The organism is Gluconobacter aidae (assembly GCF_009547075.1).
GTDB lineage: Bacteria > Pseudomonadota > Alphaproteobacteria > Acetobacterales > Acetobacteraceae > Gluconobacter > Gluconobacter aidae.
In genome coordinates this window covers 71,014-85,939 of the sequence record NZ_WIPH01000008.1, presented here as the reverse complement: position 1 = coordinate 85,939, position 14,926 = coordinate 71,014, and the positions used below count along the sequence as shown (strand labels likewise).

The window sequence follows — 14,926 nt, the reverse complement described above, 5'->3', positions numbered from 1 at the left end:
TTCAGTCCCGCCGGAAAAACGTCCGAAAACCACCTGGAAAATATCGGAAAACAGTACAAAATGATCCAGTGATGCGATCAGGATTGACGCAACCACCCCAATCCCGTCAGGATAGGGTCATGCAGACGCCCGATACCACCAACGATGTCCCGGTCATTGGCACCAAAGCCCTGATCATCATGCATGTGCTGCTGGTCGCCTTCATCCTGCTGGTACATTTCAAGCTGGCGCATCTTACGAACTTCTGAAACGCCCCCACAGATCGGCCAGAGCGTAAGACAGGGCAGCACCAAGCCCGATCCAGAACGGGACAGGCGCGTCCGTTACCCAGGACAGCATCAGTCCACCCCAGGACAGCCCCAACGCCAGCCCGACAGAAACCGATATCCCGGCCAGCGGTCCCAGCCCGAGCCTGAGAGCCGTTGCCGCCGGGCCAATCATCAGGCTGAACGCCAGAAGTGCTCCGGCCACTTCCGCACAGGCCGCACAGGCCAGCGCCGCCACGGCCATGAACACCACCGACACCAGCCGCGCCGGAACACCCCGTGCCCGCGCCACCTCCGGCGCCAGACTGGCAAACAGCAGCCTGCGTCCCAGGAACGCCAGCACCCCCAGACACAGCACGGCCACCCCGCACAGCGCCTCCAGCGTCGGCACATCAATGCCCAGAACATCCCCGAACAGCAATGTGGTCGCAAGGCTGGAGCCCCGGTTGCTCATATGCAGAAACCACGCCCCAAGCCCCAGACTGGCCGCGAGCACAAGCCCGATCGTACTGTCGCGCTGGGCGGGAATCCCGCGCTCGCCTTCGCGTTCGGCCCCAATGACGAACCCCGCCATCAGGCTGAACACCACCATCCCCGAAAGCGGCGGAAAGCCTAGCCAGACCGCTCCGGCAGCCCCGCTGAAGCCGATATGCGACAGCGCATGCGCCGCGAATGCCTGACGCCGCAGCATCAGGAACCAGCCCACCGTCCCCGCCAGAACCGACACAACCGCTGCCCCCACAAAGGCATGGCGCATGAAATCAAACTCGAACATGCAGCCCTCCGTCCGCAAGCTGCACAACCCGCGTCACAACCCCGGACAGGGCCTCGGTCTCATGAGACGTCAGGACAATCCCGATCCCCAGACGCGCCGTCAGATCCGTCAGCAGACGCACCGTCCGCTCCTGACCCGCCTGATCGAGCGCCGCCAGCGGCTCATCCAGCAGCAGCAGATCCGGATTCCCCGCCAGAGCCTGCGCCAGCCCGACCCGCTGACGCTCCCCGCCGGACAGCAGTCCCAGCGGACGATGCGCAAACGCCGAAGCCCCCGTCAGCTCCAGAAGCCGGTCCGCCTCCTCCCGCCGTGGCCGCAGACGCAGCGGCAGCCCCCAGCGCAGACCGTCCACCGCCGCCCGCACATGACTGACCGCCGGAAGCAGCAGCGCCGCATCCGTGATACTCTGGGGCATGTAACCCATATGCTGCCGCGCCTGCGCCGGTGGCAGACCATGCGTCAGGATTTCGCCAGCCTGAAGCGGGATCAGCCCCAGCATGGCCCGCAGCAGCGTGGATTTCCCCGCTCCGTTCCTGCCAGACAGAAGCGTGATGCCGGAAAGCGGCACCGTCAGCGAGACATCCCGCAACACGCAGGTCGACCCCGCCGTCAGGGTCACATCCCGCAAAACCAGCCCGCGTTCCGGCTGACAGCAGACCCGCTTATTTTCCGCCATCACCCAGTGCCTGCTCCACCGTCTGAAGAATGCCATGCACCCAGCCCTGCCAGGACTGGCCCGGTGGCAAAGTCTCCCCAATCGCCACAACCGGCAAGCCCACAGCCTGCGCCCGATCCACCAGCCGGTCGATCTGCGGCGAATGAATCGCAGGATTGGTAATCAGCATCCGCACCCTGCGCCCGTCAATCAGCGTATCGACCTGCGCCACATCGCGCGGCGACGGCTCCGCATGGTTCATGATCGCCAGCGCGAAATTCTCATCCAGAACAGCCAGCCCCGCATCCCGCAGCAGCATTTCCCCAACCGGCTCCACCGCCGCCACAGGCACGGCATCATGACGCGCCTTCATCGCCGCCAGACTGCCCGTTACCCCGGCAAGTTCCCTCATAAACACCTCCAGCCGCGCCGATACGGCCGAAGCCGAAATCCCCGGCTGATGGGACAGCATATCCGCAAAGACATGCGCGACCTTTCCCACCGCCACCGGATCGAGAAAAAGATGCGGATTATCGCCGGGCTGCCACCCTGCCACGGAAGCGACCACGATCCTTGAGGGCGCCGAAGCCGCGAATGGAAGCGCCCAGTCATCATAGGTCGCGCCATTCACCACCGCGATGGTCGCGCCCGCCATGGCCCGCGCCATGGATGGCGAGGGCGTCAGATCATGCGGATCTATCCCCGGCGTCGCCAGAAGAGCCTGTGTCTGCACATCCGCCCCTCCGATCTGCGCCACCACATCGCACCAGGCCGCTTCGACACACACCACACGCACGGATGGCCGAACCGGGGCCTGCGAAGATTCGGCCTGAGCGGTGGCGGCACCTCCTGAAATCAGTGCCGCCAGCAGAAAAGCCGGAAAAAAGCGCATCATATTCCTCGGGAAGGGGTCAAGGCTCAGGCGTTATAAAGTAACATATCCCGCCTGACCACCTCACCGGAAAGCCCCTCACCCCTGACGCAGATAAAGCGCCGCAGCCGCAGCCACCACCTTGCGCTGATAATCCAGATTGAGCGGCAGTGTGCGGGAATGATAATCCCCGATCGCCTTCATCAGATTGCCATGCTCGTCATTCAGCGCCCTGTGCAGGATCATGGCCGCCGCCGCGATGTTGAAACACGGATCAAGCGCCAGTCGTGCCGCAACCTGCGGCACAGGCTGATGAATCATGGATGCAATGGGCAAAATCCAGCGCGAATTGATCTGCATGAGCCCGATATCGACCGACCCGTCCGTATTCGTGCTGACATGACCCATCGTCCCGCCCTCGACCCGCTGGATCGCAAGCAGGATGCGCGGTGGCAGCCGGTAATGCAAGGCCGAAGCCAGCATACAGGCCAGAAGACCGCCAGCCATCGTTATGAACGGACCATACGTTGAATCATGATCCTGACCCTAGCATCGGACGCCCGCGCCTGCCATCCTGAACACTTCAGGATGAGCGCACAGGACAGGAGAACAAGCGTGCAGAACACATCCGCGACCCTGACACTGGACGCGCTCGGCATCTCCTATGAACGCCATGTCTATGACTACGATCCCTCGGCCGGAAAACTCGGTGTGGCCGCTGCCGCAGCACTCGGCCTGTCGCCGGATCACGTCCTCAAGACCCTGATGGTGCAGGTCGACGGCCGCCCCGCCTGCGTCGTGCTTCCCGCGGACCGTGAACTCGATTTCGCCCGCGTGGCGCAGGCTTTCGGCGGCCGCAAAGCCAAAATGCTCTCACGCCCCGACGCCGAACAGCGCACAGGCTACCGCATCGGCGGCGTCAGCCCCTTCGGACAGCGCAGCGCCGTCCCCACCGCCTTCGAACAATGCGGCATGGACGGCCCGCCCGTCGTCATCAACGGAGGAAGTCAGGGCCTCCTGATCGAGCTTTCACCCCAGGACGCCCTGACCGCCACGAATGGCATCACGGCCGACCTCGTCAAACCCCTTTAAGCCATCCCAAACCGGACGGTCGCGAACGCGACCACGCGGACCATCAATGCCTCAGAGCAGGTTCTTCGCGCGGCTGAGGACCATGTTGCAGACTTTCTGCTTCATCTGCCCCTTCAGGCTCGACAGCGAGAACGCATTGCTGCCCCCCGTCAGAATCTGCCCCTGCTGACCGGCCTTATAATCGCTGGACGATGTCATGTCCTGCTTGCCGGTCAGGCTGCTCAGGGCCGAGGTCGCGCCACTGCCGCTCAGATAGTTGTTCTGCACACAGTAGCTCAGCACGCCAGCGACATTGCCCGTGCTGGCGGAAGAGATGTTCGGCAGCATGCTGCTCATCATGCCGGTGCCACCGGTCATGCCACTCATGCCCGACATGCCGCTCATGGCATTACCCGCGCTGCCAACACCCGGAATGGACTGGGCATGCGCCGAGGACACAACAAGACCAACTGCCGCAAGAAGCGCGAAAATACCGTTTGAGTAACGCACCGTATTTCTCCTTCAGAGAACATTCAGGGCAGCACCTGCCAGAAGTCGGAAACCGTCGCTGCCAGAATTCATACCGACCCGGGGTTACGCTAACATAGCTGAACAGCAGGTCCACCCTTACCGTCTCAGCAGAACTCCCGCCCCACGCCATAGATATGGTAAAGCGAACTGGCCGGCACGTCCGAAATGCTCGCCTTGCCGGACATATCAAACCGGTCGATCCGCAGAGTCCGCATGGGCAGCATCCATGAAGATGGGCAAGGGAGTGTGGCGCGTTCCAGTCTGCACCCGACCGCCGTATGAAAGCTGAATGCCCGCGTCAACAGATCGCGAGCAGCTTTCCTGAAGCGGAAGCAGAATTTTCTGATTTTCAGGACTCGGGGAAACTGGTGGAGCCAATCGGGATCGAACCGACGACCTCCTGAATGCCATTCAGGCGCTCTCCCAACTGAGCTATGGCCCCACATGTTTCAAGCGGCCCCTTTGGGACGGGGCCGGATGAGGGCGGTATATCGTCATGATTTCGCCCTGACAAGCCTGAAAAACAGATTTTTTAGGCCGCAAGGACCTTCAGTTCCCGCAGCTCTTCCAGCAGCGGCAACAGCGGCAGACCCATCACGGCATCCTGCGCCCCTTCGACAGCCGAAAAAAGCTGTATCCCCGGGCCTTCAAGCCGATACGCCCCCACACAGGACAGGATCGCCGACCCTTCCCGCTCCAGATAGACCTTCAGAAAGTCGTCGGAGAAATCCCGCATCGTCAGACGTGGCGACGCCAGATGCTCCCAGACCTTCTCGCCCCCCTTATAGAGAACCACAGCCGTGCGCAGGACATGCGCCCGCCCCCGCAGCCGGCGCAGATGCTCCGCCGCCTCGGCCACAGACCCCGGCCTGGCAAACGCCACCCCCTCCAGATCAAGGATCTGGTCCGCCGCGACCGTCAGCTCATCAAAGCCCACATCCCGCGTCGCAAGGTTCGCTTTTGCATCCGCCAGAGCGATGGCCGTTTGGGAAAGCGTGTGCCCCTGCTCTTCGTAGGACCGCCGCAGCGCCTCCTCGTCGAGATCGACCGGTCTGACCTGCACGGCCAGCCCCGCATTTTCGAGCAGCATGCGCCGGGCCGAAGAGCCGCTGGCAAGAATGAGGGAAGTACTGAAAGACATCATGAAGTACGACTCCGTACTATCGACTGTTGGAACAAGGACGAGTACTGCGGATCACCCGGTGAAGAGATTGCGTCAGTACTGGGGTACATGGGGATAGTACCTGCCTCTGCGAAAGGAGTACCGAGTACCGTGGATTGTACGGTACACCAGCCGGAACTGGGGGTTGTACACAGGCTCTCTGTGGGCAATTCGGGATTGAATCAACGACTCCCTTGCAAAGTGCGGCTTCCGGAGTTGTACACAGTGTGAACAAGATGGGGTACATTTTCAGAAAGCCGGGTACCCCGGTATCCACAGGGATCATCTTAACCTCCAGCATTTCTTTCTTTTTTCTTTTATGATTAGTGGGCGGCATGATTTCGGAAAACGCACCTTCCTCACCCTCGTCGAAACCGCTTCTGCGGGCCCTCCGTGGTGAAGCCGTCTGGCCGCCACCGGTCTGGCTCATGCGTCAGGCAGGCCGATATCTCCCCGAATTCCGCGCCATGCGGGACAGGGCTGACTTCCTGACCCGGTGCATGACCCCGGACATGGCCACCGAGCTGACGATCCAGCCGATCCGCCGCTACGGCATGGACGGCGCCATCCTGTTTTCCGACATCCTGATCCTGCCCTGGGCCATGGGTCAGTCCCTTGAATTCATTGACGGGCGCGGTCCCGTGCTCGGCGCCATCCGCTCCGAAGCCGACCTCGCCAGACTGGACCCGAAGCGCGTACAGGACGCCGTCGCACCCGTGCGGGAGACCTTGTCCCGCCTCACAAAAGAGCTTCCGGACGTCACCACGCTTCTGGGCTTCGCGGGCAGCCCGTTCACGGTGTCCTGCTACATGGTCGAGGGCAGTGGATCGCGGGATTTCGCCGAAACCCGCCGCATGATGCAGACCAACCCGGCCCTGTTCGATCGCCTGATCGACACCCTGACCTCGAGTACCGCCGAGATGCTCTGCGGTCAGATCGAAGCCGGTGCGGAAGCCGTGATGCTGTTCGATTCCTGGGCCGGAATCCTGCCCCCTTCCGCGTTCCGCCGCTATGTGATCGAACCGACGCGCCAGATCGTCGAGTACATCCGTGCCCGACATCCCAAAACCCCGATCATCGGTTTCCCGCGTCTTGGCGGCATCATGGTCCGCGAATATGCGCAGAAAACCGGCGTCAACACGCTCGCTCTCGACACCGTCGCCGATCCGGCCCAGATCTCCGAACTGGTCTCCGAAATCCGCCCCGGCCTGACGCTTCAGGGCAACATGGATCCGATGATCCTGTTCTCCGGCGGCGAGACAATGGTGCGCGAAGCCCAGGCCATCCGGGACGCGATGCGCGGAAAACCGCATGTTTTCAACCTCGGACACGGCGTCATGCAGCACACGCCTCCCGAGAACGTGGCGGCCCTCGTCGAGGCGGTACGGTCCGTATGAAGGGCGGCATGACAACCGCCCTGGATTCGGCAGGCCAGCTGAAACTGGTCATTTTCGACTGCGATGGCGTTCTCGTGGACAGCGAAGGACCTTCCTGCCGGGCCACGGCGGAATTCGCCCGTTCCAAAGGGCTGTCCATTTCGGATGACGAGGCGCATACGCGGTTCGCAGGCATGGCGCTCCCTCAGGTCGTCAGGGAACTCGAGACTGAACTGGGTCATTCCCTGCCGGACAAAACGGCATTCATTCTGCGCGAAAATCTCGTACAGATGATGAAGAAAAGCGCAGAACCCGTAAGCGGAGCGCTTGAAATGCTGTCAGGAATCCGGTCCTTGGGACTGCCGGTTCGTGTCGGTTCCAATTCTTCCGTCCGGGAGATGGATGCCAAGTTCGAGCGCACCGGAATGACGCAGTTTTTCCCCGAAAACCGCATCCATTCCGCCAATGACATGGGCTGCCCCAAACCCGCTCCGGACGTCTATCTGTACGCCGCAAAGGCCGAGGGCGTCCTGCCAGAAAACTGTGTCGTGATCGAAGACAGTAATACCGGTGCGGAAGCGGCCTGGAAGGCCGGCATGGCCTGTGTGCTTCTTCGCCCCGATGATGTGCCCCTGCCCCCGTTCTGGCCCGTCGAAGGCTCTGTCCGCATCACGCATCTGGACGAGCTGGTACCCCTGCTCCGCCGGACGCTGGAAAGCCAGAAACACGCATGACCGACTTTCTCGCGACCTATCAGAGCTGGATCCTGTCCCTGCACATCATGGCGTTCATCGCCTGGATGGCCGGGACGTTCTACCTGCCGCGCCTGTATGTCTATCACTGCCAGGTGGTACCGGGTTCGGCCGAGAGCGAGCGGTTCAAGGTCATGGAGCGCAAGCTCCTGCGCCAGATCATGACGCCCGCCATGATCGTGACCTTCCTCGCCGGCGGCGCGCTGGCCTCCATTCCCGGTCTGATCGACTGGAACGCCGGCTGGTGGTGGACGAAGCTGATCTGCGTCTTCGGTCTCGCAGGATTTCACGGCGCGTGTGGCACATGGCGTCGCGGTTTCGCCGAAGACCGCAACCAGCACTCGGAAAAATTCTACCGGATTGCCAACGAGGTCCCCACGATCCTGATGATGGTCATCGTCATCATGATCATCGTCCGTCCCTGAAAAGCGCCCTGATAAAAGTTTTTGGTGAAGCTTTTTCCAAAAAGCTTCATAGCCAGGAAGCGTCAAGGAACGTCACCTTTTTGAAAAAAGGCGACACCCAAAAACTTTTATTCGTCTTAGAGAAGTCCGTATTTCACGCCTGTCATCTGTTCGGAGACGGTCCACAGACGCTCCGCCAGTTCGGGTACATGCGCCAGAGCAGGCAGCCCGGCGATCCCCGGCACGCCACGGCGCTCTCCCGGCCCCTGCGGCCCATAATAGCCCCCGTCACGCGCTTCCGGACTGGCCAGCGCATAAAGCAGCGGCCAGGCGCCTTCCTCGACCGTCTGGCCCATCGCATGAAACACCGGCCCGGCCACACGTCGCGCCAGCCCCCGCATGAGCCGCGCCGCCCTGTTGGCGGACTGATCCAGACTGCCGTTATTGGCGACGATATCGCTCGCCGCCCAGCCCGGATGCGCGGCCCGCGAATGGATGGGCCAGGGCGCCCTGAGCGCCCGGCGGTTCAGTTCCAGCGCAAACAGCAGGTTGCACAGTTTGCTCTGCCGGTAACGCACCATCGGATTGTAGGAATGCCGGGCGTTCAGATCGCCGAACGGGATTTCCCCCTTCAGCGCCGCCAGAGACGCCACCGTCATGACCGTTGCATTCCCGGCTGCCAGTAGCGGCAGAAGCCGTCCGGTCAGCGCAAAATGCCCAAGATGATTGGTCCCGAACTGAAGCTCGAACCCGTCTTTCGTCGTCAGCCGCGTCGCAGGCCCCATGACCCCGGCATTGTTGGCCAGAAGATGGATCGGCTCGCCCCGGCTGCGCATGGCAGACGCAAACGCCTCGATCCCGGCCAGTGACGCCAGATCCAGAAGCTCGAACCGCGCCTTTACGAACGGCACCCGCTCATGCAGCCGCGCCAGAGCCGCCTGTCCCTTGTCATGACTGCGACCGCTCAGGAGGATCGCGGCGCCCTGCTTCGCCAGCCCGCAGGCGAGCTCGAAGCCCAGACCCCCCGTCGATCCGGTAATGAGCGCCGTCTTCCCGTCCAGACGCTCAAGGGAATCCGTGGACCAGGCGGGTGCGGCGGTCTGTGTCATCGGGTCTGTCCTTCCAGTGTGGGTCAGCTCGGTTTCGTATCTGCGCGGGTCTCGTCGTATTTTTCATCCGCTTCGGCTTCCCTGAGCGCTTCTTCCGTCAGGCGTTTCTCATTCTTTTTGAGAAAAATGAGCGCCCCGATCAGGCAGATCACCCCCAGAATGGCCATGCCCACCCCCATGGGGCCCGAGATCTTCTCGATCTGCTTGCCCAGTTCATAGGTCACGAAAGCATAGCCTCCCGCCCAGCAGATGCCGCCCAGCGCATTGAAGAACAGAAACGAATGCCAGGGCATCCGGTTCGCTCCCGCCAGCAATGCAACGAACACCCGAAGCACCGCGACGAAGCGTCCGAGGAACACGACAATGCCGCCATGCTTGCGGAACAGATACCGTCCCAGCATCAGCCGCTCTTCCGTCATGCCGACCTTGTGGCCGTGCTTTTTCAGGATGCCGTAACCGAAGTGATGGCCGATCAGATACCCGATATTGTCGCCCATGATGGCGCCCAGCACGGCGGCCAGCGCGATCCAGTGGATTTCCAGATGATGGGTGCTGCCCGCATAGAGCGAAGCAGCGATGATGACGCTCTCCGCCGGGAGTGGAAGGCCCATGCTCTCGAACATGACGATGATGCCGACGACGCCATAGCCGTAATGAACCAGCATCTGGTCGAGAAAATGACTGAGATGAAACTGAAACAGTGTCCTGGTCCCGTTCAAGCTGTGGCGAAAGAAAATGCCACCGGTTACGATACTAGGGCATCGGAGACAGGATGAGAAATGACGACATCACCTTCCCCCCGCCGGCCCGCATCCGGAAACTGGCCATCCTGGGTCACGCCCGAACTCGTGGCCGGCCGTACCCTGTCCTTTTCCGAACTGCGCACGGCTGGAAACTGGATCTTCTGGCTTGAAAGCCGCCCGGATGAACAGGGCCGCTCCGTCATCACCGCCCGTGATCCGGAAGGCCATATCCGCGACCTGATCCCGCCCGGATACTCGGTCGGCACCCGCGTTCATGAGTATGGCGGCGGCGCATGGGATGTCCGCCTGAAGAACGGCGCCCCGCAGGTCGTTTTCAGTGACCGCAAACTTGGTGGACTCTGGTTCAGCGACGACCCCTGTGCCACACAATGGGCACAGGCGGGCGAAGACCCCGAACACCGCTACGCCGATCTTGCCTTCGATCCTGTCTCCGATGCCGTGTTCTGCGTGCGCGAAAGCCACGGCGAAGGCGTGCCCGTCGCAACCCTCGTCCATATTCAGTCTGACGGCCGCGAAACCGTTCTGGTCGAAGGCGCGGATTTCTACGCCGCCCCCCGCCCCTCACCCGACGGACACTTTCTGGCCTGGTTCAGCTGGAACGACCCGGCCATGCCCTGGACCGTCACGACCCTTTCCGTCGCCCCCTTCGACCGCACAACCGGCACACTCGGCCCCGTGACAGACCTGACCGGACCCGAGCCATGCAGCATCATCGAACCCTGCTGGTCCCCCGACGGCACGCTCTACGCCACGTCCGACGCCTCAGGACGCTGGACCCCCATCCGCTTTTCCCATGACGGCATCGGCTGGCACCCGCACAGCCTCGATGGCGCCAACGCGGAAATTGGTCTGCCGCACTGGGTCTTCGGTCAACGCAGTATGGCCCCGCTGCCTGAAAACAGACTGCTGGCCCTCGGTATCCGCCACGGCCTCAATCACGTCCTGCTGGAAGAACACGGACACTGGACGGACATTTCCCTTGGCACTCCCGTCAACGTCCCGCAACCACTCAAAGACGGACGCTTCGCCTGGATCAACGCCCCGACCGACGTGCCCGCCGCCATCGCCGTCGGCCATCCCGGCGAACCGTATGACCGCTTCCGCACCAGCGTCACCCTCCCGCCCGGCGTGACGAAAGCCGATATAGCAACCCCCACCCCCCTGATCTTCCCGACCGCCAACGGCGCCGAAGCCCACGCGCTTTTCTACGCCCCAGCCAGCAGCACCAGCGCGCTTCAGGACGGCGAAAAACCCCCGCTCGTCGTCATGGCCCATGGCGGCCCGACCGGCCGTGCAAATCCGTCCTTCGCCTTCAAAGTGCAGTGGTGGACGTCGCGCGGTTTCGCCGTCCTCGACGTAAACTATCGCGGCTCAACCGGCTTCGGCCGTGCCTATCGCGAAGCTCTGGACCGCCAGTGGGGCGTCGCGGACATCGAAGACTGCCTCGCAGGCGTGCAGGCCGTACTCGACCGCGGCCTCGCCGATCCCGCCCGCTGCGTCATCCGTGGCAGCAGCGCCGGCGGCCTGACGGTCCTCGGCGCTCTCGCACAGTCGGATCTCTTCGCCGCCGGAACCTCCCTCTACGGCGTTACCGATCTACGCGCTCTGGCCGAAGAAACGCACAAATTCGAAGCCCGCTATCTGGACGGCCTGATCGGCCCATACCCCGAAGACGAGGCCGTGTATCTGAAACGTTCTCCCATCACGCAGGCCGAGGGCATTGCCGTTCCTGTCCTGTTCCTGCATGGCGGCGCAGACAGGGTCGTTCCCCTGTCACAGGCGGAGTCCATGCGCACAAAACTCGAACATTCCGCCCTGCACGTCTATCCGGAGGAAGCCCACGGCTTCCGCGTCCGCGAAACCATAGAAGACGCCCTGCAACGGGAACTCGCCTTCTATCAGCAGGTTTTCACTCCATAGATTCCGGCAGATCCCGGATTCAGTTGTCCGAAAGTCCGAACTGGCTGGGATACGGCATCGCATTCCGGCCAAGCTTCTTCTTTTTCCACTCCGCCAGCGCCCTGTCATATTCGACATGGCGCAGGGCGAACTGCAACGCTTCCACATGCCGCTCGTCGGCCGGGTTCATCATGTTCCGGCGCCAGCCCGCTGCAATCAGCCAGTATTCCCCGGCCAGACGCCAGTCCCCGGCCTCATGATGCTTCAGTGCCAGCCGCTCAAGCCCATGATATGTGTTCTTCGGATTGGCGAGCGCTTCGGGCGTGAGAATGAAATCATCCCCTTTCCAGAGGAACGTCGATTTCATGTAGGGAAACTGCCGGGTCATCACACCCGGATCTCCGAAATGTTCTTTAATCAGCATCGGAACCAGCCTGTCGTAAGACCTACGCCATTCACACTGCACAGACCGTTCCCCTGAAAAGCAGTATTGAAGAATACCGCTTCTATAACGGGCAGCTTCTCCAGAGTCGATTTCGCCAGCCGGCCCGGAACACACCAAACCCATCATCTGGTGTGAATTAATAACCTTTACAGTGTTATATATAAATAATTATTTGTTATAATTAAATATATCATCCGTTATGAAAGAAAATACTCTCCATTTCGGAAACGGGTTTGAATTTCCATAATACTTCTTCTAAGAAGCCTCACCGAAATTACTGGTGCCCTGTCTCAGGACTGCACGTTTCCTTCTTTCTTCCGTCAGAGTCCCCGCGCCTTATGGACACCAAAACCCTCTTCTCCGGAATGGCCCTGGCCTTCGGAGCATACTCCGCGTTCGCCATCAGCGACGCCTTTTCCAAACTGCTGGACGGAAGTCTCGACCCCTTCGAGGTCGCGTTTTTCGGCGGTGTGTTCGGGTTTCTCATCCTTCCCTTCATCCGCAAACCGACTGAATCCTATCTCGACATCGTGCGTCCGAAGCTTCGCGGCATGTGGCTGTTGCGGGCCGTCTGCGTCTTCGTCGCCACGGCCGCCAGCGTCGAAGCCTTCATGCTGCTCTCGATGCCCGAGGCCCTGTCGATCACCTTCCTGATGCCGCTGTTCGTCACGATCCTCTCCGTCGTGCTGCTCAAGGAGAAAGTGACGTTCTGGGCCTGGCTTGCGGTTGCTTTGGGCTTTGCGGGCGTTCTGATCGTCCTGCGTCCCGGTGTGCGTCCGCTCAATCTGGGCCATCTGTGTGCGCTTATGGCCGCCTGTGCGAATGCGGGCAGCGTGATCGCCTACCGGATCGCCAGCAAGGAAACCGTTCGCCTGTCGCTCTTCGGATCGAGCCTGATGGGCGCTCTGGTCGGCAACGGTCTCCTCATGATCGCCCACGCCACATGGCCGTCCAGCACAAAGATCTGGTTCTACCTGTTCGGCTATGGCTCCCTGGCCGCCCTCGGACAGCTCTGCATGATGCTCGCAACCGCCAGAGCACCGGCAAACCGCGTCGCCCTGCCGCAATATAGCCAGATGGCCTGGGGCGTCGCGCTGAGCTACTTCCTCTTCAAACAGCCGCTCGACCGCTGGACTTTCGTCGGCATCGCGGTCCTGACAGCATCGGGCATGCTGAACTGGATTCGCCAGCGCATCCGCTACGAGAAAATGGCGATGAAAGAGCGCCTCGAACGCCTCAAGGCGCGCAAAATCGCCAAGGGCAACTTCAAAGCCGGAAAGAAAACGGCTGTCTCCGCCCAATAAAGCCAGCTCCCGCCGCTGCACATATGGTCAGAACACTGGCCTCAGAGACGCAGCGGCCACCCCAGCAACCGCTTACGGCTTCACAATCCCCGGCTCCAGCTTCCGGATCACCCGGAATGCCGTCACCACAGCCAGACTGCCAAACAGCACCACGCCCAGCGACTGCCCGACCAGAATCCCAACCGGTCCGTAAGCCGACCCGAACCACACGAACGGAATGGTCCCCAGCGTCGCCCGACCCCAGTTGAACCCCGTGGAATAGAATGGGTGCCCCAGATTGTTGAACGCCGTATTGGCCACAAACAGCAGTCCGACGAACATATAACTCAGCACCAGCCAGCAGCAGAACAGCCGCACGATATCCACGCCGACGCCCTGAAGCTCGAAAAGCTGGATGATGTAAGTGTGTGCGCCCGCCAGAACCAGCCAGGTCACGCCCACACACAGCGCCGTCAGCTTGAGCGCCGCCAGAAGCGCTTCCTGCACGCGATGGATCTGCCGCGCGCCAAGATTCTGAGCCATGATCGGCCCGACCGACCCCGTCAGCGCGAAAACGAGCGAAAACGCTACCGGCACGATCCGGTCAATCGTCGCCTGCCCCGAAACGGCGTTGAGCCCGAACCGGGCCATTGCATGCGTCACGAACAGCGCCCCCGTCGGCGTGGCCAGATTGGTCGCAATCGCCGGCACCGCAATCCCGCCAATCAGCCGCGTCGACGGCCCGAAAGCGGAACGCTCCGGCCATTCCAGCATGGCGTGACCGCGCAGATTCAGGAATCCGCTCGCCGCAATCGCCAACCGTGCCAGAACCGTGCTGATCGCCGCACCCTCAAGCCCCAGATGCAGCCCGAAAATCATGACCGGATCCAGGCACGCCGAAACAACCGCCCCGGTCAGCGTCACCCGCATCGAGCGTTTCGCATCCCCGACCGCCCGCAAAAGCGAAGAAAGCGCCATCCCCAGACAGACCAGCGGCAATGCCGGCGAGACGATATGCAGGAATGTCGCCGCATGCTGCTGTGCCTCGCCATGAGCGCCCAGAAGCCCGAGCAGAGGCATCGCGAACGTCGCCGTCAGCAGCCCCAGAACAGCGGCGATCGCCACCATGACCACCAGAAACGCCGAGGCCAGACGTCGTGCCTCGTTATGCTGCCGCGCCCCGATCAGCCGTCCCGTGCAGGCGCCAAGCCCGATCGTCATGCCAATGGAAACAGACACCTGCACGTAACTGACCGCCGTCGCAAATGCGATCGCCGCCGTCAGCGTCCTGTCATGCAGATGGGAAATATAGCCGTAATTGAGCAGATCGACGGCAAACACCGCCATCAGCCCGATGGCCCCCGTTCCGGCCATGGTCACGACATGACGCATGATGCTGCCATGAACGAATCTGGCGGGTCTGACCGGAGAATCGTCAGGAATACTGGGCTTTTTCGGGTCGTCGTCTGGCTGGGGCATGCCCGCCCATCATGCCCCGTCCGGAACCGGAGAACCAGAGGCCAGCGGCGTTTTTTCGCCCTTCACCCTGCCGTTACAGCCTGC

The 14,926-nt window shown here is 61.9% G+C and carries 17 protein-coding genes and 1 tRNA gene; 7 read left to right on the top strand and 11 right to left on the bottom strand.

The features are described 5' to 3' along the window. The first annotated feature begins 119 nt into the window (after positions 1–119). Positions 120–248 carry a hypothetical protein gene (locus GFJ39_RS14440; RefSeq protein ID WP_267902332.1) on the top strand — a complete coding sequence of 43 codons (129 nt, stop codon included), beginning with the start codon at positions 120–122 and terminating at the stop codon, positions 246–248. Here the strand turns inward: GFJ39_RS14440 and GFJ39_RS05685 are convergent. The 4 genes from GFJ39_RS05685 to GFJ39_RS05670 form a co-directional block, all read right to left on the bottom strand. Then, entirely contained in the window at positions 235–1,041 is an 807-nt protein-coding gene (locus GFJ39_RS05685; RefSeq protein WP_153430422.1) for a metal ABC transporter permease, read from the bottom strand. The genes GFJ39_RS14440 and GFJ39_RS05685 overlap by 14 nt on opposite strands. Next, positions 1,028–1,717, bottom strand: a complete 690-nt coding sequence (locus GFJ39_RS05680) for an ATP-binding cassette domain-containing protein (protein ID WP_153430421.1) — start codon at positions 1,715–1,717, stop codon at positions 1,028–1,030. Before GFJ39_RS05680 ends, GFJ39_RS05685 begins: the two co-directional genes overlap by 14 nt. Next, on the bottom strand, positions 1,704–2,591 hold the full coding sequence (locus tag GFJ39_RS05675) for a metal ABC transporter solute-binding protein, Zn/Mn family (RefSeq protein ID WP_228391815.1): 888 nt from the start codon (positions 2,589–2,591) through the stop codon (positions 1,704–1,706). The genes GFJ39_RS05680 and GFJ39_RS05675 overlap by 14 nt, the downstream gene beginning before the upstream one ends. Before the next feature lie 75 nt (positions 2,592–2,666). Next, on the bottom strand, positions 2,667–3,074 hold the full coding sequence (locus GFJ39_RS05670; protein ID WP_153430420.1) for a lytic transglycosylase domain-containing protein: 408 nt from the start codon (positions 3,072–3,074) through the stop codon (positions 2,667–2,669). Between the two features lie 81 nt (positions 3,075–3,155). Between GFJ39_RS05670 and GFJ39_RS05665 the strand changes: the two genes are divergently transcribed. Next, positions 3,156–3,659: an aminoacyl-tRNA deacylase gene (locus GFJ39_RS05665; protein WP_153430459.1), complete on the top strand. Its 504-nt coding sequence runs from the start codon at positions 3,156–3,158 to the stop codon at positions 3,657–3,659. Between the two features lie 51 nt (positions 3,660–3,710). Here GFJ39_RS05665 and GFJ39_RS14485 read toward each other — a convergent pair whose 3' ends face one another. The 3 genes from GFJ39_RS14485 to GFJ39_RS05650 all read right to left on the bottom strand — a co-directional run bounded on the left by GFJ39_RS14485 (position 3,711) and on the right by GFJ39_RS05650 (position 5,313). Then, a complete protein-coding gene (locus GFJ39_RS14485) occupies positions 3,711–4,148 on the bottom strand; it encodes a YjjA family protein (RefSeq protein ID WP_325062844.1) in 438 nt (145 codons plus the stop codon). Positions 4,149–4,535: 387 nt separating this feature from the next. Beyond that, positions 4,536–4,611, bottom strand: a tRNA-Ala gene (locus GFJ39_RS05655). A 90-nt stretch (positions 4,612–4,701) separates the two neighbouring features. Then, positions 4,702–5,313, bottom strand: a complete 612-nt coding sequence (locus GFJ39_RS05650) for a Maf family protein (protein ID WP_153430419.1) — start codon at positions 5,311–5,313, stop codon at positions 4,702–4,704. A 353-nt stretch (positions 5,314–5,666) separates the two neighbouring features. Here GFJ39_RS05650 and hemE point away from each other — a divergent pair, with 353 nt between their 5' ends. The 3 genes from hemE to hemJ are packed head-to-tail and all read left to right on the top strand — an operon-like array spanning position 5,667 to position 7,884. Next, positions 5,667–6,728, top strand: coding sequence for a uroporphyrinogen decarboxylase (gene hemE, locus GFJ39_RS05645; protein WP_153430418.1), 1,062 nt, complete (start codon positions 5,667–5,669; stop codon positions 6,726–6,728). Between the two features lie 8 nt (positions 6,729–6,736). After that, complete coding sequence (locus tag GFJ39_RS05640; protein WP_153430417.1) at positions 6,737–7,441, top strand: HAD family hydrolase; 705 nt, start codon at positions 6,737–6,739, stop codon at positions 7,439–7,441. Then, positions 7,438–7,884, top strand: a complete 447-nt coding sequence (gene hemJ / locus GFJ39_RS05635) for a protoporphyrinogen oxidase HemJ (RefSeq protein WP_153430416.1) — start codon at positions 7,438–7,440, stop codon at positions 7,882–7,884. Before GFJ39_RS05640 ends, hemJ begins: the two co-directional genes overlap by 4 nt. Before the next feature lie 116 nt (positions 7,885–8,000). Here the strand turns inward: hemJ and GFJ39_RS05630 are convergent, their stop codons facing one another. Next, the gene (locus GFJ39_RS05630) at positions 8,001–8,972 is read right to left on the bottom strand and encodes an SDR family oxidoreductase (protein WP_153430415.1); all 972 of its coding nucleotides are present in this window, start codon (positions 8,970–8,972) and stop codon (positions 8,001–8,003) included. Between the two features lie 23 nt (positions 8,973–8,995). Beyond that, entirely contained in the window at positions 8,996–9,637 is a 642-nt protein-coding gene (locus tag GFJ39_RS05625) for a DedA family protein (protein ID WP_153430414.1), read from the bottom strand. A 114-nt stretch (positions 9,638–9,751) separates the two neighbouring features. Here GFJ39_RS05625 and GFJ39_RS05620 point away from each other — a divergent pair, with 114 nt between their 5' ends. After that, the gene (locus GFJ39_RS05620; RefSeq protein ID WP_153430413.1) at positions 9,752–11,656 is read left to right on the top strand and encodes a S9 family peptidase; all 1,905 of its coding nucleotides are present in this window, start codon (positions 9,752–9,754) and stop codon (positions 11,654–11,656) included. Positions 11,657–11,675: 19 nt separating this feature from the next. On the opposite strand, the gene GFJ39_RS05615 is transcribed toward GFJ39_RS05620, so the two are convergent. Then, positions 11,676–12,023: a hypothetical protein gene (locus GFJ39_RS05615; RefSeq protein ID WP_153430457.1), complete on the bottom strand. Its 348-nt coding sequence runs from the start codon at positions 12,021–12,023 to the stop codon at positions 11,676–11,678. A gap of 395 nt (positions 12,024–12,418) precedes the next feature. On the opposite strand from GFJ39_RS05615, the gene GFJ39_RS05610 reads away from it, so the two are divergent. Continuing rightward, a complete protein-coding gene (locus GFJ39_RS05610; RefSeq protein ID WP_228391814.1) occupies positions 12,419–13,384 on the top strand; it encodes a DMT family transporter in 966 nt (321 codons plus the stop codon). 72 nt (positions 13,385–13,456) lie between these two features. On the opposite strand, the gene GFJ39_RS05605 is transcribed toward GFJ39_RS05610, so the two are convergent. Further along, the gene (locus GFJ39_RS05605; RefSeq protein ID WP_228391813.1) at positions 13,457–14,842 is read right to left on the bottom strand and encodes an MATE family efflux transporter; all 1,386 of its coding nucleotides are present in this window, start codon (positions 14,840–14,842) and stop codon (positions 13,457–13,459) included. Positions 14,843–14,926: the final 84 nt, after the last annotated feature.